General features: G+C 67.6%; 18 protein-coding genes and 1 tRNA gene. 5 read left to right on the plus strand and 14 right to left on the minus strand.

The window, feature by feature from the left end; all coding sequences use genetic code 11:
• Positions 1-236: 236 nt before the first annotated feature.
• On the minus strand, positions 237-2,018 hold the full coding sequence (locus Q0053_RS07365) for a gamma-glutamyltransferase family protein (protein ID WP_298098103.1): 1,782 nt from the start codon (positions 2,016-2,018) through the stop codon (positions 237-239).
• Positions 2,019-2,208: 190 nt separating this feature from the next.
• Here Q0053_RS07365 and Q0053_RS07370 point away from each other — a divergent pair.
• Positions 2,209-2,285, plus strand: a tRNA-Arg gene (locus tag Q0053_RS07370).
• Positions 2,286-2,339: 54 nt separating this feature from the next.
• Here Q0053_RS07370 and Q0053_RS07375 read toward each other — a convergent pair.
• Positions 2,340-4,589, minus strand: coding sequence for a S8 family serine peptidase (locus Q0053_RS07375; protein ID WP_298098106.1), 2,250 nt, complete (start codon positions 4,587-4,589; stop codon positions 2,340-2,342).
• 293 nt (positions 4,590-4,882) lie between these two features.
• The gene (locus Q0053_RS07380) at positions 4,883-5,857 is read right to left on the minus strand and encodes a sodium-dependent bicarbonate transport family permease (RefSeq protein WP_298098108.1); all 975 of its coding nucleotides are present in this window, start codon (positions 5,855-5,857) and stop codon (positions 4,883-4,885) included.
• 31 nt (positions 5,858-5,888) lie between these two features.
• Between Q0053_RS07380 and Q0053_RS07385 the strand changes: the two genes are divergently transcribed.
• Positions 5,889-6,824 carry a LysR substrate-binding domain-containing protein gene (locus tag Q0053_RS07385; protein ID WP_298098110.1) on the plus strand — a complete coding sequence of 312 codons (936 nt, stop codon included), beginning with the start codon at positions 5,889-5,891 and terminating at the stop codon, positions 6,822-6,824.
• 77 nt (positions 6,825-6,901) lie between these two features.
• On the opposite strand, the gene Q0053_RS07390 is transcribed toward Q0053_RS07385, so the two are convergent.
• Positions 6,902-9,421, minus strand: a complete 2,520-nt coding sequence (locus Q0053_RS07390; protein WP_298098113.1) for an ATP-binding protein — start codon at positions 9,419-9,421, stop codon at positions 6,902-6,904.
• Positions 9,422-9,544: 123 nt separating this feature from the next.
• On the opposite strand from Q0053_RS07390, the gene Q0053_RS07395 reads away from it, so the two are divergent.
• Positions 9,545-10,714, plus strand: a complete 1,170-nt coding sequence (locus Q0053_RS07395) for a DNA cytosine methyltransferase (RefSeq protein WP_298098116.1) — start codon at positions 9,545-9,547, stop codon at positions 10,712-10,714.
• Between the two features lie 62 nt (positions 10,715-10,776).
• A complete protein-coding gene (locus tag Q0053_RS07400; RefSeq protein ID WP_298098119.1) occupies positions 10,777-11,214 on the plus strand; it encodes a surface-adhesin E family protein in 438 nt (145 codons plus the stop codon).
• 3 nt (positions 11,215-11,217) lie between these two features.
• Here the strand turns inward: Q0053_RS07400 and gyrB are convergent, their stop codons facing one another.
• From gyrB to Q0053_RS07450, 10 genes are all read right to left on the minus strand, one after another.
• Positions 11,218-13,656, minus strand: coding sequence for a DNA topoisomerase (ATP-hydrolyzing) subunit B (gene gyrB, locus Q0053_RS07405; protein WP_298098122.1), 2,439 nt, complete (start codon positions 13,654-13,656; stop codon positions 11,218-11,220).
• A gap of 459 nt (positions 13,657-14,115) precedes the next feature.
• Positions 14,116-15,240 carry a DNA replication/repair protein RecF gene (recF, locus tag Q0053_RS07410; RefSeq protein ID WP_298098124.1) on the minus strand — a complete coding sequence of 375 codons (1,125 nt, stop codon included), beginning with the start codon at positions 15,238-15,240 and terminating at the stop codon, positions 14,116-14,118.
• A 27-nt stretch (positions 15,241-15,267) separates the two neighbouring features.
• A complete protein-coding gene (locus Q0053_RS07415) occupies positions 15,268-15,846 on the minus strand; it encodes a YdeI family protein (RefSeq protein WP_298098127.1) in 579 nt (192 codons plus the stop codon).
• A gap of 149 nt (positions 15,847-15,995) precedes the next feature.
• The gene (locus Q0053_RS07420) at positions 15,996-16,424 is read right to left on the minus strand and encodes a hypothetical protein (RefSeq protein WP_298098130.1); all 429 of its coding nucleotides are present in this window, start codon (positions 16,422-16,424) and stop codon (positions 15,996-15,998) included.
• Positions 16,425-16,509: 85 nt separating this feature from the next.
• Complete coding sequence (gene dnaN, locus Q0053_RS07425) at positions 16,510-17,628, minus strand: DNA polymerase III subunit beta (RefSeq protein WP_298098133.1); 1,119 nt, start codon at positions 17,626-17,628, stop codon at positions 16,510-16,512.
• A 202-nt stretch (positions 17,629-17,830) separates the two neighbouring features.
• Positions 17,831-19,261: a chromosomal replication initiator protein DnaA gene (gene dnaA, locus Q0053_RS07430; protein ID WP_298098136.1), complete on the minus strand. Its 1,431-nt coding sequence runs from the start codon at positions 19,259-19,261 to the stop codon at positions 17,831-17,833.
• A gap of 461 nt (positions 19,262-19,722) precedes the next feature.
• Positions 19,723-19,992: a 30S ribosomal protein S20 gene (gene rpsT, locus Q0053_RS07435; protein WP_298098138.1), complete on the minus strand. Its 270-nt coding sequence runs from the start codon at positions 19,990-19,992 to the stop codon at positions 19,723-19,725.
• 205 nt (positions 19,993-20,197) lie between these two features.
• Positions 20,198-20,986, minus strand: coding sequence for an enoyl-CoA hydratase-related protein (locus Q0053_RS07440; protein WP_298098140.1), 789 nt, complete (start codon positions 20,984-20,986; stop codon positions 20,198-20,200).
• Positions 20,987-21,126: 140 nt separating this feature from the next.
• On the minus strand, positions 21,127-21,990 hold the full coding sequence (mutM, locus tag Q0053_RS07445; RefSeq protein WP_298098142.1) for a bifunctional DNA-formamidopyrimidine glycosylase/DNA-(apurinic or apyrimidinic site) lyase: 864 nt from the start codon (positions 21,988-21,990) through the stop codon (positions 21,127-21,129).
• A gap of 109 nt (positions 21,991-22,099) precedes the next feature.
• Entirely contained in the window at positions 22,100-22,558 is a 459-nt protein-coding gene (locus Q0053_RS07450; RefSeq protein WP_298098145.1) for a cytochrome c, read from the minus strand.
• A gap of 218 nt (positions 22,559-22,776) precedes the next feature.
• On the opposite strand from Q0053_RS07450, the gene Q0053_RS07455 reads away from it, so the two are divergent.
• On the plus strand, positions 22,777-24,834 hold the full coding sequence (locus Q0053_RS07455) for an OPT family oligopeptide transporter (protein ID WP_298098148.1): 2,058 nt from the start codon (positions 22,777-22,779) through the stop codon (positions 24,832-24,834).
• The last annotated feature ends 67 nt before the right edge of the window (positions 24,835-24,901 follow it).

Here is a 24,901-nt window from a genome sequence, read left to right on the forward strand (position 1 = left end):
CAACGGACACGACGGGACCGTGCGGTTGCCGCGTGTGTCGATCCTTCCCGGCAACGAAACGAGACAAGGGCGGCTTTGCCGCCGATCCTCCCTTCGACGAAAAATCGAGCCTGAAGGAAGCGATCCGCGATGGTGCCACCGTCTCGATCCCGTCGTGTCCGTTGTGACCGCGTTGTGCTCGTTGTGATGAACCCTTGTCGCTGGAGGCCCATGCGTCAACTGGAGCGCCGATTGCTCTAGTCCCGGGGCCCTGTTCTGGCCACACCCTCACGGCGGTCGTCGGCGCCGCCGTCCCAGGCCCAGCCGTCCGGGCCCTGACGCCAGAGTCCGCCGTGCAGGCCCGAGGTTTCGCTGTCATTGGGCCTCAGGGTCACGCCGCGCGCCGCCAGGCCCGCCCGCAGGGCTTCGGAGAATCGCTCCGTATCCGCGCCAAAACCGTCACCCCGCGCCACCAGATTGGGCAGGTTGAACGCTGTCTGGACCGGCAGGCCCCAGTCCAGCACGGCGATCAGGGCCCGGGCGTTATAGGCCAGGATAGACGGCCCGCCCGGCGAACCCAGGGCACCGACCAGCCGCCCTTCACGATCGAAAATCAGAACGGGCGACATGGAGGATCGCGGCCGCTTGCCCGCCGCCACGGCATTGGCCGCCGGCGCGCCGTCGGCCCGCAGCGGGGCAAGTGAGAAGTCCGTCAGCTCATTGTTGAGAAAGAAGCCCGCCGCCATCCGGCCCGAGCCGAACACGCTCTCGATCGTCGTGGTCATGCTGACCGCATTGCCCGCTGCGTCGACGATGACAAAATGCGAGGTGCCCGCCGGCTCCCGGGTGGCATCCGGCCCGACAAACGCCCCCCCGGGCGGTGTCCCGGCGGTGGCCGCGCCCGTAAGGCCCGGTGCCAGGGCCGCGCGGGCCGCCGTATAGTCCGGGTCCAGCAGCCCCTGCACCGGTACGCCCACAAAGGCCGGATCGGCGACATGGCGGTCACGGTCGGCGTACATCAGGCGTTGCAGCTGGGCGAAGGCGGTCCAGGCCTCGGCGCTGTCCGGACCCAGGGCGATGTCCGGCGTCCGCTCGGCCATGGCCAGCAGCTGCAGCACCGCCACCCCGCTGGAGGGCGGCGGCGGGACGCAGATCACATAGATCCGGTAGGGCCGGCACAGGGCCCCCCGCTCGATCGGCTCATAGGCGGCAATGTCCTCGACCGTCAGGGTGCCGGGGCGCGGCTCCTCCGCCACCGTGGCGGCGATCTCGCGCGCGATCCGGCCATTATAGAAGACCTCGGCCCCGCCCGCCGCCAGCTCGGCCACGGTCCGGGCATAGGCCGGATTTCTCAGAACATCGCCCGCGACATAGCGCTCGCCGTCGGCGCGGGTGAAATAGGCATTGGCCCATCGCGTCCGCGCCTGCCCCCGCGTCGCGGCGATGAAACCGGCCAGCCGCGGACTGACCACAAAGCCGTCACGCGCCAGCCGCTCCGCATCGCCGAACAGGGCGCTCCAGGGCAGGCGGCCATGCGCCGCCTGGGCCTTGGCCAGCATGGCCACGGCCCCGGGCGCGCCGGTCGACCGACCGCTCAGGATCGCGTCGCCGATCCCCAGCGGCCGGCCGTTCTCGAAGAACAGTTCGGGTGTCGCGGTCGAGGGCGCGGTTTCACGGCCGTCATAGCTTGTGACCTCGCCGGTACCGGCGTCGAAAACCATCATGAAGGCCCCGCCGCCGAGGCCGGATGACTGCGGCTCGACCAGACCCAGCACTGCCTGCACCGCCACCGCCGCATCGACCGCCGAGCCGCCCTCGCGCAAGACCTTCAATCCGGCCTCGACCGCGAGCGGATTGGCCGCCGACACAAACGGCCCACGCGCCATCGGGGGCTGGACCGCGCCGGGCGAGGGGGTCACCGCGCGCCCGGCGGACGCCCAGGGGGTCGTCAGGCCGCCCGCACATCCGGCCAGACCCAGCGCCAGGGCGACAACAGCGACCGTGACGGCGCGCAGCGGCCGGTGCGGGAAAAGGATCATGGCGGACTCATCCGGAGAAGGCAGAAGCGGGAAGTCACCGCACCTTGGCCCGCCACCCGCGAGAACGAAACCCCTGCCGTTTCGCAGCGCCCGGGCCTTGCCGGACGGCAGGACCGAAAACCCGCCCGACAGCCCTTGCCCCCTGCCCCCGCCTCCGCTAGATACCCGCCCTCGCCGTTCGCGGCCAAGCGCGCCCGTAGCTCAGCTGGATAGAGCATCAGACTACGAATCTGAGGGTCGGACGTTCGAATCGTTCCGGGCGCGCCATTTTCTCCCCTGAAACCGTCCAGCCGACGCGCACCCTGCGGGTGCCGAACCGGCTCAGAAGGTAAGGCGGGCTTCTGCGGCCAGGTGGTACTCGCCGTAACCGGTCAGGTCCGCGCCGCCGCGCAGGCGGGCAGACCAGGTCTGGCCGTCCTCGAGCGTATAGCTGGCTTCGATGAGGACGGGCCGGCCCGTAACCTCGGCCAGCGAGGACCGGCGGGAGACGATTTCGGTTTCGAGGCCGTCTGCGGTCGGCGCCCTGTAGTTCAGGTCCAGGTGCCCTGAAACGGCCTGGGGCGCGGCGCGCAGCGCCATGGCGAGACTTTCCCGCAGCGCGGCCTTGCCCGGGCCGGTCCGGGAGATGCGGGCACCGATCTCGCCCGAAACAAGGACGCTGTCGGAGAAACCGATCGGCCCGCGCGACTCCGGCGCACCGATCGCGGTGGTCTCGGCAGCGCCATAGACCTCCCAGGCACCAAAGGTGCGACTGGCGGCCAGGCCGACACTGTTGAGCACGAACGGCGCATCGAAGCTCGAGAGATCGGATGCAAGATCATAGTAGCCATGGCGCTGGACCATGCTTGTCAGGCTGAGGCCGACAATCGTGCGGCTGTCGGGTCGGGCCCAGTAGCCCAGGCCGACCGTGGAATGCCGCATGGGGGAACGGTCCATCTCCATGCGTTGCTCGAAGTCCGTCGCGCCCGGCCGGACGACCAGTCGATGGCCGTCGTCCTCGCTGATTCCGGGGCTCGCGCCGAGCGACGTCGCGCCGAACACCACCAGCCGGCCGCCACTGTTCATCGGCAGGCTCACACCGGTCAGCGCCGACCGGCCGAGCAGATCCGAGGAGGCAAAGAAGCTCAGGGGCCTCAGCCCCGGGTCCGAGGCGAAGTCCGAGCGGGTCTCGGTGGCGCCGGTGAGACGCAGGGCCACGACCGCGCCGCCCATGGGCGCGTCCATGCCTGCGCGGAGGGTCCTGTCCATCGCAAACCGCCCGGATCCGGCCGCGGCACGAGGCCCGAAGCCGACGTAGGCGACCGGAGCCGACGGCCCCGCGAAGAAGTTCGGTGCCCAGCCGTCCTGCCCGCCCATGTCGATCGCCGAAGCGCTGACCGTTCCCGGATCCCGCGCGGCCGCCCTGACCGAGAAATTGCTGACCTCGTTGAGGGCGTAGTCACGACCGTAGGCGTCAAACGCCGTCACATCGGACAGCGAACCGGCGGCTTTTCCCATGACCGGGGCGACGGTCAGCGACGCTCCCGAAACAACCACTGCCTGGCCGTTCGGCGCGATGATGGCCGTGGTTCCCGCGTTCTGGAACGCCCTTTCGACGTTCAGCAGCCCCCGGCCGTAGACGGGGTCGACACCCCTTGCCCCGATGTCCGTGGCGGAGTTCAACAGAATGTCGGCAACCGTGGCGGGTCTGGCCTTCAAGGCCGGCCACCGGCCTTCCAGCAGCGCCGCCGCCCCCGCCACGATCGGGGTCGCCATGCTGGTTCCGGACATAAAGCCGTAGCTGTTGCCGGGCAGGTTTGCGTAGATCATCTCGCCGGGTGCAACGAGGAAACGGTATTTCCATTTCATGTTCTCGGCACAGGCGGTGGCGCCGCCGGCCAACAGGCAGCCCTCGCCGGGACGATTGGAAAAGGTCGAGATTGTTCCCGCCAGATTCACGCTGCCGACCAGAAGCAAACGGGACAGCGCGGTCCTCGCGTCTGCGGCGGCCACGGGGATCATCTCATTGCCGAAGGTGGCACCGTCGTTGCCCGCGGCCTTGACGAAGAGCATGCCCGAGAGCGGGGTGCTGGCCATCGTCCGGATTTCCGAGGCGCTCAGGCACAGGGCCATGCGGGCGCAGCCGAAGCTCATGCTGGCGATACTGGCCTTGCGGTTGGCCGCGTCGATCCAGGCGCTGGTCAGGCCGCTCCCGCCGGCGATATAGCCCCGGTTGTCAAACACCGCATAGTTCAGGATTGAAGAGCCGGTGGCCGTGCCAAATCGGGCACCGGCGATCGTTCCGGACGTGTGCGTTCCATGGTCGCTGTAGGACGAATAGATGCCGTTGCTGAAGAGCAGGTTGCTGCAGCGACCGGCAAGGTCTGCAAACCGGCAATCGGCCCGCCCGTCGTAGACACCGACAATGACACCGGCTCCGCCCTTGGCGCTGTTCACGAGGGCGGGCGTCAACCGGATCAGCGCCCATTCCGCCGCATTGGGATTGGTCGACGGGAACACCGTCTGACCCAAGGCTGACGCCGGAGCGGCGAGAGCGACCGAAAACAACGCCGCTACAACAGCTTTTTTCATCACCCGGGCCCCTCGCCTGCTTGAACAGACGGGAGATTTACAAGATCATGATTTTCGAGCCGTTGCTGAATACAGTTAAATCGACAATCTCTTAATCTGTTTCATATCGATACAAGTTAACCTTTATGTTTTTAGGTATAGATAGAAACCAGAAAACCGGGAACGCATCGCTCCGGCCGATTTCAACATGAACCCAGCCATACGTTATTCGGCGGCCGGTTGCGGCTGATCCCGGAACGCGGGGATCTCCGCGCCCCGAACTTACCCACGACCGGCGGGAACAGCAGGCTGTGTCACGCCCAGAACCAGACTGCAGCCGCGGTGTAGAGGGCGATTCCGACGGTGAGGTTGAACGGGAAGGTGATCGCCAGGGACGCCGTCACAAACACGCCGGTGTCCGCCTCGGGTGCCGCCAGCCGCATGGCAGCGGGCACCGCGATATAGGAGGCCGAACCCGCGAGTATGGTCAGAAGCGCGGCATTGCCGACGTCCAGTCCGGCGAGCCGGGCAAGCCCCAGCGCCACGGCGGCCGAGAGCATCGGAAACCCCAGGGCGAAAGCGATGACGCCGGGCGACAGTTTGCGGCCGCCCTCCATAAGCCGGCGCGCGGCGATCAGGCCGATGTCGAGCAGGAAGAAGCACAGCGCCCCTTGGAACAACGGCCCCACAAAAAGCTCCAGCTTGGCCATACCGGCGTTGCCGGAAACCAGGCCGACCAGGAAGCTGCCCAGCAACATGACCATGGCAGCACCGACGAAGACCTCCTTCAGAATGGTACGCCGGCGTCCGGGCTCGCCCCGACCGGCGCCATTGAGCAGGAGCAGGGCCGTCAGGATGGCAGGGGTCTCCATCAGGGCAAGCACAGCCGCCATATAGCCGCCGGCCGGCAGGCCCACGGCCTCGAGATGCTGCTGGCCGGCGGCAAAGGTCACCACGGAAACAGATCCGTAGGTGGCCGCCAGGGCGCAGAGGGTCGAACGATCCAGTCGGGATGTGCGCTTCAGGATGATGAAGGCGACCAGCGGCATCAGGGCGCTGAGCGCGATACCGATGACACCCGCTGCGATGAAATCCCCGTTCAGTCCGGCGGCACGGGCCTCCACCCCGCCTTTGAAGCCGATGCAGAACATCAGATAGAGCGACAAGGCCTTGGCGACCGGCTCGGGAATGGTGAGGTCCGAGCGCGCGAACGCCGCCGCTGCCCCGATGAAGAAGAACAGAATGGCCGGCGACGTCAGAAGCGCCAGGGCGGAGGAAAAGTCGGGCATGGGTCAACCGGTCAGATGAGGGTCGGTCCGAATGACCTCGACCGGCGTCGGCATCCAGTTTATTGGTGTGATGCTGGCTATAACGGATGTTAATGCAATGGCCGATCGGCTGGTCAACCTGGACATCGATCTGCTGCGGGCTTTCGTAACGGTCGTCGAAACAGGCAGCTTTACCCGCACCGCGGCCTTGCTCGGCCGGAGCCAGCCCGCCGTCAGCCTGCAGATCCGCCGGCTGGAGGATCAACTGCGATCCCCCTTGCTGGATCGCGGTGGCAAGGGGGTCGGCCTCACCACAGAGGGCGCCGCGCTGTTACCTCAAGCCCGCCGGTTGATGCGGCTGAATGATGAGATCATCTCGACGCTCGGGGACGGAGACCTGGAGGGGGAGGTCCGTTTCGGGGCGCCGGAGGACATCGCAACCATGCATCTGCCCCGGATCCTCGGGGCGTTTGCGCGCCGGCATCCGCGCATCAAACTGTCGGTGACCTGCGACTATACCGCCAACCTGCTCGACCAGATGTCGCGGGGCATGCTGGATCTGGCACTGATCAAGCGAGAGCCCGTCGGGCCCGAACTGGGCGTCCGGGTCTGGAGCGAACGGCTGGTCTGGGTGGCGCTCGACGCCTCGATCATTGAGGCATCGCCGCTGCCGCTGATCATTGCGCCGGCCCCGGACATCTATCGCAAGCGGGCCCTCGGCGCGCTCACGGAGGCCGGCATAGGGTTCCGCGCGTCCTTCACCTCGCCGAGCCTCGCCGGCCAGATGGCAGCCCTGCGCGCCGGCCTCGGAGTCGGCGTGCTTCCCGCCGCCATGGCTCCCCGCGACCTTGCGGTGCTGGCGAGAGGGCTGCCGATGCTGGCCGACAGCGAGATCGCCCTGATGTCCGCCCGGGGCGCGGGAGGGCCGGCCGCGCTTCTGGCGCAGGAGGTGCTGCGGGCACTGGAAAGAGGACCGATCCCTGCCTGATCGGAGCCTGCGGCCGTTGTCGCCAGTCCTGATGGGCGGCGTTGACCCTGCTGAACGACCCCGGCTTACGTCCCGGGTCAGGCAGCCCGGACTTCGGATTCCGGTGCGCTCGAGGCCAGGACCTGTGTGATCCCGTCGAACAAGGTCGCCATGGTGACCGGCTTGGCGAGGTGACCGTCGGACCCCGCCTTGCGGCCCGCCTCGATATGTTCGGGCATGGCGTTGGCGGTCAGCATCAGCAGCGGCGTGCGGCCCCAGCCAAGCTCCCTCTCGAGGGCCCGTATCTCGGCCGTGGCGGTCAGTCCGTCCATCACCGGCATCTGCATGTCCATGAGGACCAGGTCGAAACCTCCACCCCGGAAGGCCTCGAGCGCCTCGCTCCCATCCGCGACGCCGACAAGTTCGGCGCTGGTCCCCGCCAGCAGAATCTCGACGACCTTGCGGTTGGCGGGATGATCGTCCGCCAACAGAATCCGGAGCGGTACAGTGGACTCCTCGTATTGCGGGACCGGCACCTCGCCGGACTGGCCGGCGTCGACCTGCGGCAAGGGTATCTCGAACCAGAACCGGGAGCCGACACCCGGCTGACTCACACAGTCCAGACTGCCCCCCATCAGGTCGGCCAGATCGCGTGAGATCGTCAGGCCAAGGCCGGTGCCGCCAAAGCGGCGCGTGATGGAGCCGTCTGCCTGATGGAAGCGACCGAAAATCCGGTCCCTCTGATCCGGCTCGAAGCCCACGCCCGTATCTGTGACGGTGAACCGAACGTGGTCGTCAGCACCATCCTCGATGTTCAGCCTGACCTCACCCGCTGCCGTGAATTTCAGCGCATTGCTGACCAGATTGGTCAGGATCTGGCGGACACGCACCACGTCGCCATGGACCAGCCGCTCTGCTTCCGGGCGAATGCCGATCGTCAGTGCGACGCCCTTCTCCTCGGCCATCGGTCGCCACAGGGCGGCGGTCTCGCGCACGACATCCGCCAGATGGAACGGTGCCGGCTCAATCGTGATCTGGCCGGACTCGATCTTGGCGGTGTCGAGGATGTCCGACAGCAGGCGTTCGAGCGTATCACTGGAGGCGCGGACGATATCGACCATCTCGCGTTCGCGCGGACCCAGCTCACTTCGGGCCAGGGCGTCGGCCATGGCAACCACCCCGTTCAGGGGGGTGCGGATTTCGTGGCTCATATTGGCGAGGAAGTCGCTCTTGGACCGGCTGGCTTCCTCGGCGGCCTGACGGGCCAGGCGCAGGTGCACGGCCGAGCGCCACTGCCAGACGAGCAGGCCTGCGGCAGTCAGGAAGAAGACCCCGGCGATGCCGACCATCCATCGCTGGGAATTGATGATGTCCTTCTGCAGCCGCGTATTGGTCCGTGCCGTATCGAGCTGACGTCGACGTTCCGCCAGTTGCTCCTGCATATCGCCCGTCACCTGACCGATACCGGCGCTGAACCGGCGGGCGATCTGCACCTCCTGTGCCTTGTGATAGGCCTCCAGACGCTGGAAGGCATCGCGGGTCCGGCCCTCGGCGAACAGCAGGGCGGCCTCCACCCTCGGAACCTCCGAAAAGCCATTCTCGCGGAAAAGGCCGGCAGCCTCACGACGCCGGATCTCTGCGAGATCTCGTCGGGCGAGGCCGAGCTGGCCGGTCCGGGCGTAGGCGAGCGCCCGGGATGGCAACATCTGGGGCGCAAGGAATTCGGCTTCGCCGAGGTCGGCCCCGTAAGGCGACAGACAGTCCAGGACACCCTGCGAGTCACCGCCACCGTCGGCCACCATGGCGCACAGGTTGGCGTCATAGACCATCAGGCTTCCCAATCCCGCCCGCCGCGACAGCCGGTGATGAGCGGCGTAAAGCCGGGTCGCGAGTTCCTGATCACCGACCTGAACGGACAGACGCGTCAGGTTGTAGAGGGCGTCGAAATCGGGGCGTGGATAGGCGGGGTTGGAGAGGTCGATCTCGAAGCGGCGGAAGGCTGCGGTCGCCCCCTCGATGTCATTCAGGTCCATCAGGGCCAGGCCGGTGACTTCCCAGAGCCCGGCGCGGGCCGTGTCAGCATAGGGGGCCTTGTCGGGAATCAGGGCGTCCGCCGCGCTCAGCAGGCGCAGCGCCTCGCCGATACGGTCGCGGTCCATCAGCGCAAGCGCACTGAGGCGCTTGGCATGTGCCTTGACGAACCAGTCCGTCGAGGTGCGGGCGATCTGGTCGATCTCGACCGCGGCAGCCGTATCGCCGCTGTCGTAACGGATGGACAGGGCGTTCAGCCGGGCGATTGCCTGGTACCGCTGGTCCCGACGCTCCAGGGCTTCGGCAGCCAGGCGGTTGTTCCAGACCTCGGCCCGTTCGAAATCGCCCTGGTTCAGGCTGATCCACATCACATGGTAGAGCCGGTTCAGCCCTTCGCGACCCGGCACGGACATGGCGGCCTCGCCGAAGGCCTCAAGGGCGGGGAAGCTTGTCGCGGCGGCGCGTTCCTCCACGCGCCGGGCCAGCTCGATGCGGCTCTCGCGGGATTGGGTCGCGGCCTCGGCTCCGGTCGGGATACCGAGACCGAAGAGCAAGACGACAACGAGCGCAAATCTTATGACGGGCATGCCGGTTCCGTGCTGACCGGAAACCCTCGCACGCCGACCCTTTCATAAGCTTTAGCGGCACCGGATTTTTCCTGGATGGGGCCGTCTGTGGACTTCCGCCCGCGCTCGCGTCAGCGTCGCGATATGGTCGAATCGTCCGTCAGGAAGTCCGCGCCGGGGCGCTTTTACGAGTTCTTTGCCGGTGGCGGCATGGTGCGCGCCGGCCTGGGAGAGGGCTGGCAATGCCTGTTGGCCAATGATCTGGATCCGGCCAAGGCGGCGACCTATCGCGCCAACTGGGGAGACGCCGGACTGCGGGTGGGGGACATTGCCGCCCTGACCGCCGCAGACCTTCCCGGCGTGGCGGACCTGATGTGGGGGTCATTTCCCTGTCAGGATCTGTCCTTGGCCGGCGTCGGCGCGGGCCTCGGGGGCCGGCGGTCCGGCACGTTTCACGACTTCTGGGCTCTGGCGCGCGACCTGGCCGCCGGGAACCGGGCACCGCGGGTTGTGGCCGTAGAGAATGTCTGCGGAGCCCTGACCTCTCATGGTGGACGGGATTTCGAGGTCATCTGCCAGACCTATGCCGACGCCGGCTACCGGTCCGGGGCGCTGGTCATCAATGCCGACCGCTTCCTGCCGCAGTCCCGGCCACGCCTGTTCGTGATCGGTGTGCGTGAGGATATGGCCATCGACCCGGCTGTAATGAGGCCGGCGGCTGACGGCCTGTTCCATACACCGTCCCTGCGCCGGGCCGTGGACCGGCTGCCGGACGCGTTGCAGCATCGGATGGTCTGGTGGCGGTTGCCGGAGCCCGGGATTTCAAACGTCGGGCTGGAGTCCGTCATCGAAGCCGGGCCAACCGACGTCCGCTGGCATTCGAAGGCTGAGACCGGCCGGTTACTGACGCTGATGTCGCCGAAAAATCTGGCCAAGGTCGAGGCGGCGCAGCGGTCCGGCGAGCGGCGCGTCGGAGCGTTGTACAGGAGAACCCGCCGTGATGCCGCCGGTTTGCCGGTCCAGCGGGCCGAGGTGCGGTTCGACCTCGCCGGCTGCCTGAGGACGCCGGGGGGCGGATCGAGCCGTCAGACCCTGCTGGTGGTCGAAGACGGGCAGGTCCGGTCCCGTCTGATGTCGGCGCGGGAAACGGCCCGGCTGATGGGCCTCCCCGACAGTTATCAGCTCCCCGGGTCATACAGCGCCGCCTGTCATCTTACGGGCGACGGTGTGGCCGTGCCGGTGGTGCGGTATCTGGCGCAATGGCTGATTGAGCCGCTCCTGGCCGCGCCGGCGGGACTGCGTAAAGCCGCCTAACCTCGCTCTTGCCAAAGCCGTCCAGCCGCGCATCATGTCATCGGGGATCAAGGGAGGTCATCGTGAAATATCTACTGGGCGGTCTGGCTTTGCTGGGCCTTTGCGCAACACAGGCGGCGGCCGAGACCTGGCATCCGTACTCACGCAGCACCGGCAGCGTCTTCATGGCGGACGTCGACAGCATTGTGGTCGAGGGCGAGATCACGCGCGTGCTGGTCGCAACCGTGGCGCGGACCGGCGATGCCGGCGACTACAGCCATACGATTGAGACTTTCGAGTTCCGGTGTGGATCGAACAGCCAGTGGCGCACGGCGGGTATGGTCGAATACGGCCCCGACGGCGCGGAGATGGGCCGCTACCCTGAGGAGGGCGCGGAATGGGTGCCGGTCCGCGCCAACACCTCGCCGGACTACCTGGAACAGGTCGTCTGTGACGGGTCGCGGGCCCAGCCGCCGATCTGGCCGACCATCAAGGACTTCGTCGACGCCGGCCGGAACTGAGCCTCAGGCGTCGACCGCAGCGTCGAGGGCGTTGGCCTGGATGAACTCGCGGCGCGGCTCGACCACGTCACCCATCAGTTTGGCGAACAGGTCAGACGCGTCTTCCTGATGCTCGACCTGCACCTTCAGCAAGGTGCGGGCGTTGACGTCGAGCGTGGTCTCCCACAGCTGCTCCGGGTTCATCTCGCCCAGGCCCTTGTAGCGCTGGATGGCGATGCCCTTCTTGCCGGCGTCGAGAACCGCCTCGAGCAGGTCGAGCGGACCACGGACGGTGACCGACTTGTCCTTGCGGCGAAAGACGGCAGGCTTGTCGAACAGGCCCTCGAAGGCGGCCGCGCGTTCGGCCAGACGTCGGGCGTCGAGCGAGCGGATCAGGGCCTCTTCCAGCACGATCCGCTCATTGACGGCGCGGCGGACGCGTTCGAAGACCACGGCCCCCTGGGCTCCCGGGGAACCGTTCCAGTCGCCATCCCCTTCCTCGGCATAGAGGTTGAGGCGGGCCGCGGCTTTCGCCGGATCGGCGGCGGCCTCGTCGAACAGGCCGGCCAGGGCCGACTGTTCGATGGCAAAGGCCGGGGCGCGCTGGCTCAGGCGATCGACGCCGGCCTTGAAGGCCTTGGCCTCACGGACGAGGGACTGCAGGTCCAGGCCGGTGCGGCGCTCGCCGGTCGGCAGGTCCAGCTCGGCCTCGGATGAGCCCTCCTCGATGAGATAGGAGTCCATCTCGGCCTGGTCCTTGAGGTAGCGCGACTGCTTGCCCTTGGAGACCTTGTAGAGCGGCGGCTGGGCGATGAAGACGTGGCCGCGCTCGATCAGCTCGGGCATCTGGCGATAGAAGAAGGTCAGCAGCAGGGTCCGGATGTGGGCACCGTCGACGTCGGCGTCGGCCATCAGGATGATCTTGTGATAGCGCAGCTTGTCGGCGTTGAAATCGTCGCGGCCGATGCCGGTGCCGAGCGCCAGGATCAGGGTCCCGATCAGTTCGGATGACAGCATCCGGTCGAAGCGGGCGCGCTCGACGTTCAGGATCTTGCCGCGCAGGGGCAGGACGGCCTGGTTCTCGCGGTTACGGGCCTGTTTGGCCGAGCCGCCGGCGGAATCGCCCTCGACGATGAACAGTTCGGACTTGGCCGGATCGCGTTCCTGGCAGTCGGCCAGTTTCCCGGGCAGGGAAGCCATGTCCATGGAGGTCTTGCGGCGGGTCAGGTCGCGGGCCTTGCGGGCGGCCTCGCGGGCGGCGGCGGCCTCGATGATCTTGGCGACGACGGCCTTGGCCTCGACCGGATGTTCCTCGAACCAGGTCGAAAGGCCTTCGGAGCACAGGCCCTCGACGGCGGGACGGACCTCGGACGAGACCAGCTTGTCCTTGGTCTGGGAGCTGAATTTGGGGTCCGGCACCTTGACCGAAAGGACGCAGGTCAGGCCCTCGCGGGCGTCCTCGCCCGAGACCGAAACCTTCTCCTTTTTCGCTGCGCCGGCCGCGTCGATATAGCTGCCCATGATCCGGGTCAGGCTGGCGCGGAAGGCCGAGAGGTGGGTGCCTCCATCCCGCTGGGGGATGTTGTTGGTGAAGCACAGCATGGTCTCGTGGTAGCTGTCGTTCCACCACAGGGCGAGATCGATCTCGATCCCTTCCTTCTTGCCGCGAATGACGATGACGTCCTTGAGGATGGGCGTCTTGGACTTGTCGAGGTGACGCACGAAGGCCTCGACCCCGCCTTCATAGTGCAGGATTTCCTCGAACTTCTCGGCCCCGCGATGGTCCTGAAGCTTGATGACCACGCCCGAGTTGAGGAAGGCCAGCTCGCGCAGCCGGTGTTCCAGCGTCTTCAGGTCGAAATCGATGTGGGCGAAGGTGGTGACCGAGGGGAAGAAGGTGACCTCGGTGCCCGACAGGACCTTGCCGTTGTCGCGCATCGGCGCATCGCCGGTGACCTTCAGGCTTTCGACCGTGTCGCCACGGGCGAACTTCATCTCATGGCGTTTGCCGTTGCGGTAGATGACCAGCTTGAGCCAGTCCGAGAGGGCGTTGACGACCGAGACGCCGACGCCGTGCAGGCCGCCCGAGACCTTGTAGGAATTCTGGTCGAATTTACCGCCGGCGTGCAGCTGGGTCATGATGACCTCGGCCGCCGAAACGCCCTCGCCCTCATGGATGTCGGTGGGGATGCCGCGGCCGTTGTCGGTGACGGTGACCGAGCCGTCGGCATTCAGGATGACCTGGACCAGGTCGGCGTGGCCGGCGAGGGCCTCGTCGATGGCGTTGTCGACCACCTCATAGACCATGTGGTGCAGGCCCGAGCCGTCGTCGGTGTCACCGATATACATGCCGGGGCGTTTGCGCACCGCATCCAGCCCCTTCAGGACCTTGATGGAATCGGCGCCGTAGGCGGCCTCTTCGGCGGTGTCTTCGTTACGCGCGGTCGGTGTCTGGTCGGTCATGAATTCGGTCGGTGAAACGCCCTCCGGGAGGGCCTGTGAAGGCGGCAGTCGGGCCGCCTTGAACGGACGGTTTCGGGGACGCGAATCCGGGTCGCGCCGAGGCCTGCAACATACAGGGAATCGGTCCGGAATTGCGAGGAAAAGCGGGGCTTGGGGGCGTTGTGAGTCGAGGGTCCCGGATGCCGGCGCGACGGTCAGGTTCGAAGGTTCATCACAACGGACACAAAGGACCACAAAGGACACGACGGGGCCGGTGCCAAGGGCATGAATCGGGAATGTCTCCCTCGATGTCTTTCGATCGCTTCGCGATCAATTCTGTCTGCGTGACCCCGGAACGCCGACGGTGACGCCCCCCGGTCCCGTCGTGTCCTTTGTGGTTCTCCGTTGTGTTCGTTGTGATGAACCTTCGCTGAAGGGGTTCGAACACCGGCGGTCGTTCACCGGGCTCCGGATGCGACGTCAGGCGAAGCCGCCGCCCTCCACCCGCACGAACTGGGCCCGGCCGCGGAGGGGCGCGAACAGCTCCGCCTCGGTGCCGGTCATGAAGGCCTGCAGGCCCAGGGCCTCGATCTCGTCGAACAGGGCGGCGCGGCGGGCCGTGTCGAGGTGGGCGGGGGCTTCGTCGAGCAGCAGGACCGGCGGCGCACTCTGGTCGGCCAATCGGGTGATCTGGGCGAGGATCAGATTGAGCACCAGCGCCTTCTGCTCGCCCGAGGACCCCTCGGCGGCGGGACGGTTCTTCTCGCGGTGCAGGGCGGTCAGGTCGGAACGATGCGGGCCGAACAGGGAGCGGCCGGCGGCGGCGTCGCGGGCGCGGCTGCGGGCCAGACCCTCACGGATGGCGGCGGCGATGGCCTCGGGGCCGGCGCCCGCGGTTGCCATGGCTTCCGCCTCGCCGGTCAGGCCGAGGTCGGCCTGGGGGAAGGGACGGTCGTTGCGGGCGTCGATGGCGGCCTGGAGGGTCTCAAGGGCGGCGGCGCGGGCGATGGCGGCCTCGGCCCCGGCCTCGCCGAGGCGCAGCTCCAGGGCGTCCAGCCAGAGCGGGTCGGCGGCGCGGCCTTCCACCCCTTCGGTCAGCAGGCGCAGCCGCTCGCGCAGGGCCTTTTCATAGGCCAAGACGGACGCCGCGTGGGCCGGGTCGGCGGCAAAGACCAGCCGGTCGAGGAATTTCAGCCGCGCAGCGCGGGCGTCGGAGAACAGCCGGTCCTGTTCGGGCGTGGCCCAGACGGGGCGCAGATGGTCGAGCAGCCGGCCGGGCTGGGCCGTCTCACCGTCGATGCGGACGATGCGGCGGGCGGCCCCGGGCGACTGGACGCCGGTGCCGAGTTTCGTTTCCTCATCCCCGTCAGTGAGGACGGCGGCGACGGCCCAGGCCCGGCCGGTCGCCTCGCCCGACTCGCGGCGGCCCATCTCGGGAGCGGTGGCCCCGCGCAGCCCCTTGCCGGGGGTGAACAGGCTGAGGGCTTCCAGCAGATTGGTCTTGCCCGCGCCGTTGGGCCCATGAAGCACGACCGCCCCCGCCGCGATCGGCAGGGTGGCCGCTGCATAGGAGCGGAAGTCGGTGAGGGTCAGGGACGTGATCAAGGCATCGGTCCTAGCGCGCGCCGGGCCTTACCGCCACTGATTGGCCCGCTCGCCCCGCGCGGCCCTGTCGGCGGTCTCCATGATCCGCTTCGCCCGCGTCTCCAGCCGTTTGGCGTTACCGATCCATTCGAGGATTCCGCGCCGGGTCGAGGGCGGGAAACCTTCGAACGCCGCCGCCGCGCCGGGCCGGTTGTCGAACGCGGCCTCAAGATCGGCGGGAACCTCCAGCCGGTCGACCGCGTCGAGCGCGGCCCAGGAGCCGTCGGCTTTCGCCTGTTCGATCTTCGCGAGGCCAGCGGGATGCATCAGACCGGCGGCGGTCATCTTTTCAATCCGGGCCTTGTTGACGCCGGACCAGTTCGAGCCGGGCTTGCGCGGCGACATCAACAGCATGGTGCGCTCGTCGTCGAGCTTGCGCGGCAGGCTGTCGATCCAGCCGAATGCCAGCGCCTCTTCAACAAGGTCGTCCCAGGGTACGCGGGGTTGGGAGGTGTTGGCCTTGTACGTGACCAGCCAGATTGATTCGGTCCGGGTGTGGTGGGCGGCCAGCCAGTCGCGCCATTGGCTGCGAGTGGTCACCTCGACCTGTTCGAAAGGCTGTTTCATGGGGTGGTCAGGCCAATGGTATGCGGAATATTCGTCTTGCCCGCGCCGTGGGGACCATGGAGCACCGCCGCCCCCGCCGCGAGGGCCAAGGAGGCGTCCCCTGGAGGCGGAAGTCGGTGAGGGCGAGGGCGGTGATCAAGGGTGCCCGACTATTGGTCCGGCGCGTAACGCTGCAGCCACTCATTCAAAACTTTGACAATCCAAGCCGGTTTTTCTTCCGGAAAGACGGCGATCGTCCCATCAAAACCCGGCACCATGAACTTCGTCACGCTGCGGTCACGAGAGCCCGATTTCGCGCTCGGCTTGAGCACAAATCCGGCCATGGTCGCGCCGCCGGGCATTTCGACCAATCCGAAGGCTTGAACATCTCGCCAAGGGATCAGTACCGATTTCCGCAGGCCACGGACGCTGAACCCCTCCGGTGTCAGGACAAGTTCAGAGGGGAACAGGAGTTTAAGGAACGACAGGATTCCACTTAAACCGAACGCCGCGATGCAAACGATCGAGACGATTTCGATCACCTCCCGCGAGAACCGCCGGGACTCATAGCCGCTGTTGAAGAGCAGGATGGCGACCACGACGAAAGCGAGGGATCCGAGCGTTCGCAATCCCGACTTCCACGCCGCACCTCGAAAAACCAGACGGGATTCAGGGTCCGTCAACTCACACCCGCAGCGGCATCAGCACATACTGCACGCCCGGATCGCCCGGATCGAGGACGAGGGTCGGGCTGGCCGGGTCGGCGAATTTGAAGTGGGCGGTTTCGCCGGTGATCTGGCCGGCGACGTCGAGCAGGTAACGGGCGTTGAAGCCGATCTCGAAGGGCTCTTCGGAATAGCCGATCTCGACCTCCTCGACCCCCTGCCCGGCCTCCATATTGCGCACCGTCAGGGTGACGCGATCGAGGTCGAAGGCCAGTTTCACCGAACGGCTCTTCTCGGCCGAGATGGTAGCGACGCGGTCGACCGCCTGGGCGAACAGGGTGTTGTCGATGTCGGCCTGTTTGTCGTTCCCCTTGGGGATGACGCGCATATAGTCGGGGAAGGCGCCGTCGATGACCTTGGAGGTCAGGCTGGCATTGCCGAATTCGAAGCGGATCTTCTGCGGGCTGACCATGACCTCGACCGGGCCGGAGCCGTCGTCGAGCAGGCGGCGGACCTGGTCGATGGTCTTGCGCGGGACGATGACGCCGGGACCGCCGGCGGCCCCTTCGGGGGCGGGCGTCTCGGCGAGGGCCAGGCGGTGCCCGTCGGTGGCCACGGCGCGCAGCAGGGGAATGCCGGCCTCGGCCACGGTGTGGAGATACAGGCCGTTCAGATAGTAGCGCGTCTCTTCGGTCGAGACGGCGAACCGGGTCTTGTCGATCAGCCGGGCCAGGTCTTCCTTGGGCAGGGCGAACCGCGTGCCCGAGGTGTCGGTCGACATCACCGGGAAGTCGCCCGCCGGCAGGACCGGCAGGTTGAATTTGGAACGGCCCGCCTGGACCACCAGACGGGGGTCGTCGCCGTTATAGCTGAGCGAGACCTCGGCGCCGTCGGGCAGTTTCCGCACGATCTCATACAGGGTGTGGGCCGGGGCGGTGATCTGGCCCTCGACATTCACCTGGGCCTCGGCCTCGTCGACCATCTCCATGTCGAGATCGGTGGCGGCGAACGACAGCTTGTCGTGCCCGGCGCTGAGCAGGACGTTGGACAGGATCGGGATGGTGTTGCGGCGCTCGACGACACTCTGCACATGGCCCAGGGCCTTCAGGAGCGCGGATCGTTCGATGGTCAGTTGCATGTGGTCTCGGCCCGGATACAGCGACTCACCGGCGGCGTCGCGAATAGAGGGCCTTTGACACTAGCGGATTGGTGGCGGGGAGCAAGGAAGGGGCGAGGGATTAGAGATTGGGGATTGGGGATTGGGGACCCCGACCCATCGATGTGTGGACAAGCCCCGCCGGCCGCGGCCCGGCCTAACACCTAATCCCTAATCCCTGGCTTCAGCCCCGCAGCTTGCGCGTCAACGCCTCGACATCCCGCGCGATCTGGTCGTCCTGGGCCATCAGCTCCTCGATCTTGCGCACCCCGTGCAGGACGGTGGTGTGATCGCGGCCTCCGAAGCGGCGGCCGATATCGGGATAGGAGCGGGTCGTGTGCTGTTTGCACAGCCACATGGCGATCTGGCGCGGGCGGGCCACGGCGCGGGTGCGCCGCTCGGAGAGCAGGTCGGCCTGTTTGAGGCTGAAATGGTCGGCGACGGTCTTCTGGATCTCGTCGACGGTGATGCGGCGCTCGGGGCCGCCGCGCAGGGCCGAGCCCAGCAGGGCCTGGACCTCGTCGACGCTGAGCGAGGACAGCCGGGCACCGGCCACGGCGGCCAGGGTGTTCACGGCGCCTTCCAGCTCGCGCATCGAGCCGGGCGTGCGATCGACCAGATGTTCGAGCACCTCGGCCCGGGCCTCACCCGAGACGACGCCGAGCCGGGCCAGGGCCTCGATCCGGTTGCGGGCCACGGCCAGTTTCAGGGCGCGGTCCGCCTGCTCGACCGGGCAGGTCAGACCCGAGGCGAGATGGCTGCGCAGGCGCGGCTCGACCTCGGTCAGGGCCATGGGCGGACGGTCGGCCGAGAGGACGATGCGTTTGCCGTCCTCGATCAGGGCGGTGAGGGTCGAGAGCAGTTCTTCCTGGGTGCCGGCCTTGCCGCCGACGAACTGGACATCGTCGATCAGCAGCATGTCGGCGTTGCGCAGACTGTCCTTGAAGGCCGCCATGGTGCGGTCCTGGGTGGCGCGCACAAAGGTCGACAGGAAGCGTTCGGCGGTCAGATAGACGACCCGGGCGTCCGGGCGCAGGCGCTGTGCCTCCCAGGCGATGGCATTGAGCAGGTGGGTCTTGCCGTAGCCATAGGGGCCGCAGAAGAAGATCGGGTTGAAATGGCCGTCGGCCCAGGCCGCGGCCTGGCGGGCGATGGCCAGGGCGAAGGCATTGCCCTGCCCTTCCACAAAACTGTCGAAGGTCAGCCGCTCCTGCAGGCCGGCCGCGCGCACGGCGCGGGCCCCGTCGGCGACCGGCGGCACGGTGGCCATGGGCATGGCCAGGGGCTGGAACGGAATGACGGCGGCCCCCTCGGCACGACCGGCGGCAACCTGGGAGGCCGACGGGGTCGAGCCCATTTCGGCGCGGCAGCGGACCTCGAGGCGGCGCGACAGGCCGTCGAGGCCGAGCCACAGCTCGTTCATGCGGCGCAGGGCGTTCTTGCGCACCCAGTCACGGGCATAGGCGGTCGGGGTGACGAGGATCAGCTGTCCGGCGCCGTCGGCGCGCACAGCCGAGGGGGCGATGTAGGAGCTGAAAGGTCCCTCGCCGATCTCGTTGCGCAGGCGGCCGGCCGCCTCGGTCCAGATACGATCCGGATCCGTCATCCCCGCCATGTGCGCGCTCCCCGTATTCAGCATAGCCACCCTTCCAAGCCCTGTTGCGGACGCGCTTCGGGAGAGGCCTGGACCGGGACGACTTCTCCTGTCCCGCGAGGCTGGTGCCGCGCAGGTGGGGTCGTACTCTGGAACAGGCGTCTCACGCCGACACGAAAACAGGTTCCGCGCCGCATTCATTCCGTATGGGAATGGAAGTGCGTCAGCGGCTCGAACTTACCCTCGGCGAGGGGTGCGTCAACGCTGATTCGCGAATCGAATTGCAGTTAAAATTGTTGACTCCGCTAAAGCCGGATTTCGTAAACGAAAATCCTGATTTCGCCCGGCAAGCGAACGCCTTTTCGCCGGATCGGGGTTACCGGCGCACGTGCAAACGGCGAGGGAGCCTTCGCGCCCTCGCCGTTGAAATCACTGTATTTTGCCGTGACAGCCGGATGAAAGGCCGTCCGCGGTCCGAAAAATCAGGCGGCGGCCATCTTCTTCAGCTGGGCGGCCAGACGGCCGACCTTGCGCGAGCCCGTGTTCTTGTGAACCACGCCCTTGGAGACGGCGCGCATCAACTCGGACTGGGCCTCGATGAAGGCGGTCTTCGCGGCGGCCGCGTCGCCGCCCGTGACGGCTTCCTGGAACTTGCGCAGGAAGGTGCGGACGCGCGTGCGGCGCGCCTTGTTCACTTCGGTGCGGGCCGCGATCTTGCGGATCGCTTTCTTGGCGCCGGGGTTGTTGGCCATCAGTCAAACCTTACGAACGGAAACGCCGCGGAGCACGGTCCACGGCGGGGAAATCTCGAAGAGCGCGCGGCTATAGCGGAAAGGGGTGGGGGGGTCAACGAAGAGTCTGGGAGCCAGGGTTTAGAGATTGGGGGCTCGGGTTTGGAGCGGCTCTCTGAACCTCAACGTCCTCATCCCTAATCCCTAATCCCTCGAGCCTCCGCCCCTATTTCCCCGTGAACACCGGCTTCCGCTTCTCCACAAACGCCGCCATGCCTTCCTTCTGGTCGTCGAAGGCGAACAGGCTGTGGAACAGGCGGCGTTCGAACTGGACGCCCTGGGTCAGGGTGGTCTCCAGCGCGGCGTTGACCATTTCCTTGTTGGCCATGACGGCGAGCGGGCTTTGCGAGGCGATCTTCGCGGCGATCTTGCGGACCTCGTCCAGCAGGGTGTCGTGCGGGACGACGCGGCTGGCGAGGCCGGCGCGTTCGGCCTCGGCGGCGTCCATCATCCGGGCGGTCAGGACCATGTCCATGGCCTTGGACTTGCCGACCAGCCGGGTCAGGCGCTGGGAGCCGCCGATGCCGGGGGCGACGCCGAGGTTGATCTCGGGCTGGCCGAATTTGGCCTTGTCGCTGGCGACGATGAAGTCGCACAGCATGGCCAGTTCGCAGCCGCCGCCGAGGGCAAAGCCGTTGACCGCGGCAATGATCGGCTTCCTGAAGCGGGTGATGCGGTCGTGGCCGAGGGCGAAGAAATTGCCCGTATACATCTGGGCATAGGTCTGGTCCGACATCTCCTTGATGTCAGCGCCGGCGGCGAAGGCCTTGTCGCCCGAGCCGGTCAGAATGAGGCAGCGAACGCTGTCATCGTGCTCGACCGCATCGAGGAAGTCCGACAGGTCCCTGAACAGGGCCGAGTTGAGGGCATTCAGCGCCTCGGGCCGGTTCAGGGTCACCACCGCATAGCCGTCGGGGTGGCGTTCAATCAGGAGGGTGGAATAGGTGTCGGCCATGGGGGCGGCTCCCGGGGGGTGGCTGGTGGCGAGTGGCTAGTGGCTAGTGGTGGGTGATTAGTGGGTTCGGGCGCTTCGGGACAAGGCCTGAGGTTGCGGGGGAAGGCCCCCCTAGCCACTAGCCACTAGCCACCAGCCACTCACCGCTTCTGACAGACCGGGCACCAGAAGGTCGACCGGCCGGCCTGGACGGTGCGCCGGATCACGCCGGTGCAGCCGTCCGCCAGACAGGGCCGGCCCTCGCGGCCATAGACGTCGAACCGGTGCTGGAAATAGCCCTGGCCGCCGTCGGCATTGGCGAAATCCTTGAGCGTCGAGCCGCCGGCGAGGATGGCCTCGCCCAGCACATCGCGGACGACGGCGGCGAGGGTTTCGAGGCGGGGCTTCGAGACCTTGCCCGCCGCGACCAGGGGCGAGATGCGGGCGCGGTAAAGGGCCTCGCAGACATAGATATTGCCGAGGCCGGCGACGTGGCGCTGGTCCAGCAGGCTGACCTTGATGGTCGGCTTCCGGCCCGCGAAGGCCTCGGCGAGGTGGGCGCCGGAGAAGCCGTTGCCGAGCGGTTCGGGGCCGAGGCCGGCGAACCAGGGATGGGCCTCGACCGCCCCGGTGGGGATCAGGCCCATGAAGCCGAAGCGGCGGGCGTCGGCGAACCCGACCCGGGTCGTGACGGCGTCGCGCACGGCGCAGAGGCTCATATGTTCGTGCTTGCCCGCGATGGGCGCGGCCGCCTCGAACTCGCCCAGCTGTTCGCCTTCGAGGGTGAAGCGGCCGGTCATGCCGAGATGGCTGACCCAGGTCTCGCCGGTCGACAGGGGGAACAGCAGATATTTGGCGCGGCGGTCGAGGCGTTCGACGGTCGCGCCTTCGAGTCGCTCGACGAACCGCTCGGGAAAGGGAAACCGCAGGTCGGGGCGGTTCTGGCGCACGCGCGTCAGGCGCGCACCGGTGAGCACCGGCTCAAGGCCACGGCGGACGGTTTCGACCTCGGGGAGTTCGGGCATGACGGAGGGCTTAGTTGGTAGGGCTTAGGAATTAGGGGGACCGCGATCAATCTAGCAGCCCAATCCCGACTTCCTAAGCCCTAAGCCCCAAGCCCCAAGCCCTGATCCCTCAGCCCGCCTTGTACCCGTCGTGACACGACTGGCAGCTGGCGCGGACGACGGCCAGCTGTGCGGTGAAGGCGGCGGCGTCATCGCCGGCGGCCAGTTCGGCGAGGCGGTCGGCGGCGGCAGCATAGTCGGCGGCCCTGGCCTCGAAGCCGGCGCGGTCGCTCCAGACCTCGGGTCTGGCGGTGGTCCGGACGCCGGCCTCGGCACCGCTGCCGGCGGGGAAGGCCCCGGGGACGGCGTGGGCCCAGCGGGCCAGGGCGCGGGTGGCGAAGCGCTGGCTGGCGATCGGCTGGCCCGCGTCGATGGCCGCCTTGATCGAGCCCATGGCGACGCCCGACAGCATCATGGCCGCCTGCCGCGCCTCGACAATATCGGCCGAGGGCGTGCGGGCATCCTGGGCACCGGCCGTGCCGCCGAGGCACATCAGGCCGACCGCCGCCAAGGTGATCATCCGTTTCATCGTGTCTCTCCCCGTTTGAGGCGAGGCTCGGCCGGGGAAGGGCGGGTGTCAATGGAGGGATGGGGCATGGCGGGTGGTTGGTGGTTCGTGGCTGGCCAGCCCCGTGTCCTGGCTGAGCCCGCGCCGCCCTTCCGCCGGCAGGGACGCTGTCGCCACTAACCACTAGCCACTCACCGCTTTCTCGGCTTACCTCCTCAGCAACGAGGGAGAGGAACCCCATGACCGATACACCCGCGAGCGCGCCCGTCAGCGGCGTCAAACGGATCGAACTGACGCTGCGGGCCCTGGTGCTGGGCTGTCTGCTGGCCGTCGTTTTCACCGCTGCCAACACCTATCTGGGACTGAAGGTCGGGCTGACCTTCGCCTCGGCCATCCCGGCGGCGGTCATCTCCATGGCCATCCTGCGGATGTTCAAGGACTCGACCATCTGGGAGAACATGACGGTCCAGACCGTCGCCTCGGTCGGCGGGGCCATGAGCTCGATCATCTTCGTCCTGCCCGGACTGGTGATGGTCGGCTGGTGGCTGGAGTTCCCGTTCTGGGAGTCCGTGCTGATCTGCGTGTTCGGCGGCATTCTGGGCGTGACCTTCTCCATCCCCCTGCGCCGTGCCCTGGTGGTCAACGGCGGCCTGCCCTATCCGGAGGGCGTCGCCGCCGCCGAGGTCCTGACCGTCGGCTCGCGCGGGGCTGAACAGACCGAGAGCGCGGTGCGCGAGAACGCCTCCGGCCTGTGGGTCGTGATCACCGGGGCCGTCGTCTCGGCCGGCTATGCCCTGCTGGTCGCGGGCCGGGTGTTCGCGGCCGAGGCGACCAAATTCATCAAACTGCCCGCATCGCTGGGCGGTGGCGCGACCGGGATCGGCTTCAGCATGCAGTTCGCCCTGCTGGGTGCCGGCCATCTGATCGGACTCAGTGTCGGCCTGGCCCAGCTGTTCGGCCTGATCCTGGCCTGGGCGATCGCCGTGCCGATCCTGACCAGCCCCGAGACCATCGCCTGGCTGACCGCCCACGGCATTCCCTCCATCGCCACCACCCTGGATCCCGGGGCCGCGGCCGAGGAACTGGCCAGCACGGTCTGGCGCCGGGAAGTCCGCCTGATGGGGGCCGGCGTCATCGGCGTCGCCGCCATCTGGACCCTGATCAAACTGGCGGGCCCCCTGATCGGCGGCCTGTCCTCGGCGCTGGCCGCAAACCGTCGCCGTCAGGACGGCGGCGTGCTGGATCGCACCGAGCAGGATATCCCGATCAATATCGTGGCCGGCCTGTCGGTCGCCTGCCTGATCGGCATCGGCTTCATCCTCGCCTGGTTCGCCCAGGGCAATCCGACCCTGGCCAATTCAACGGCCCTGCTGGTCGGCGGCGGCCTGGTCTATGTGGTCCTGATCGGTTTCGCCGTGGCCGCCATCTGCGGCTATATGGCCGGGCTGATCGGTTCCTCAAACAGCCCGGTATCGGGGGTCGGGATCCTGGCCATCGTCATCGCCTCCCTGCTGATGCTGGGTGTGCTGCAGCTGGCCGGCCTGCCCGCCGACCCGTCGGTGATCGCCTTTGCCCTGATCGTGACGGCGATCGTCTTCGCCGTGGCCGTCATCGCCAACGACAACCTTCAGGACCTGAAGACCGGCCAGCTGGTCCAGGCCACGCCCTGGCGGCAGCAGACGGCCCTGATCGTCGGCGTCATTGCCGGTGCCCTGGTCATTCCGCTGATCCTCAACCTGTTGAACCAGGCCTTCGGCTTCGAGGGCGGCCCTGTCGGGATCACCGACGAGCCCCTGGCGGCCCCCCAGGCCACCCTGATCTCGGCCCTGGCCCGCGGCGTCATCGGCGGAGACCTGCGCTGGGATCTGATCGGCGTCGGGGCCGCCATCGGCGCGGTGATCATCGTGCTGGACGCCGGCCTGGGCGCCGTCACCAAGGGGCGGATGAAACTGCCGCCCCTGGCGGTCGGTATCGGCTTCTACCTGCCGGCCGCCGTAACCACCCTGCTGGTCGTCGGTGCCGTGTGTGGCTGGATCTATGACAAGGCGATCAAGACCACCCGGTTCGCCGACGTCGGCCGCCGGATGGGCGTGCTGCTGGCCTCGGGCCTGATCGTCGGCGAGAGCCTGTTCCTGGTCATGACGGCCGGGGTGATTGTCTCCACCAACAATGAGGCCCCCTTCGCCATGCTGCCCGAGGGCTCAACCTGGCCGGCCATGCTGTCGGGGATCGCCGTCTTCGCGGTGCTGACCCTGGCGCTCTACGGCTGGGTGCGGAACCGGTCTGCGAAGGTCTAGAGCCATCGTCCGCTGAGCCGATCCTGCCGCTGCACCTCCGGGCGAGGTGCGGCGGCAGGACAGGATT

The sequence above is a fragment of the Brevundimonas sp. genome (assembly GCF_027487935.1).
Taxonomy (GTDB): Bacteria; Pseudomonadota; Alphaproteobacteria; order Caulobacterales; family Caulobacteraceae; genus Brevundimonas.

Bases quoted from the DNA above. Each gene is read 5' to 3' on its own strand.
- Q0053_RS07455 (WP_298098148.1), top strand. From the start codon at position 22,777: ATGACCGATACACCCGCGAGCGCGCCCGTCAGCGGCGTCAAACGGATC.
- Q0053_RS07385 (WP_298098110.1), top strand. From the start codon at position 5,889: ATGACCTCGACCGGCGTCGGCATCCAGTTTATTGGTGTGATGCTGGCT.
- Q0053_RS07395 (WP_298098116.1), top strand. From the start codon at position 9,545: ATGGTCGAATCGTCCGTCAGGAAGTCCGCGCCGGGGCGCTTTTACGAG.
- rpsT (WP_298098138.1), bottom strand. From the start codon at position 19,992: ATGGCCAACAACCCCGGCGCCAAGAAAGCGATCCGCAAGATCGCGGCC.
- dnaA (WP_298098136.1), bottom strand. From the start codon at position 19,261: ATGGCGGGGATGACGGATCCGGATCGTATCTGGACCGAGGCGGCCGGC.
- Q0053_RS07375 (WP_298098106.1), bottom strand. From the start codon at position 4,589: ATGAAAAAAGCTGTTGTAGCGGCGTTGTTTTCGGTCGCTCTCGCCGCT.
- Q0053_RS07415 (WP_298098127.1), bottom strand. From the start codon at position 15,846: ATGAAACAGCCTTTCGAACAGGTCGAGGTGACCACTCGCAGCCAATGG.
- dnaN (WP_298098133.1), bottom strand. From the start codon at position 17,628: ATGCAACTGACCATCGAACGATCCGCGCTCCTGAAGGCCCTGGGCCAT.
- Q0053_RS07450 (WP_298098145.1), bottom strand. From the start codon at position 22,558: ATGAAACGGATGATCACCTTGGCGGCGGTCGGCCTGATGTGCCTCGGC.
- Q0053_RS07440 (WP_298098140.1), bottom strand. From the start codon at position 20,986: ATGGCCGACACCTATTCCACCCTCCTGATTGAACGCCACCCCGACGGC.
- Q0053_RS07380 (WP_298098108.1), bottom strand. From the start codon at position 5,857: ATGCCCGACTTTTCCTCCGCCCTGGCGCTTCTGACGTCGCCGGCCATT.
- gyrB (WP_298098122.1), bottom strand. From the start codon at position 13,656: ATGACCGACCAGACACCGACCGCGCGTAACGAAGACACCGCCGAAGAG.
- Q0053_RS07390 (WP_298098113.1), bottom strand. From the start codon at position 9,421: ATGCCCGTCATAAGATTTGCGCTCGTTGTCGTCTTGCTCTTCGGTCTC.
- Q0053_RS07365 (WP_298098103.1), bottom strand. From the start codon at position 2,018: ATGATCCTTTTCCCGCACCGGCCGCTGCGCGCCGTCACGGTCGCTGTT.
- mutM (WP_298098142.1), bottom strand. From the start codon at position 21,990: ATGCCCGAACTCCCCGAGGTCGAAACCGTCCGCCGTGGCCTTGAGCCG.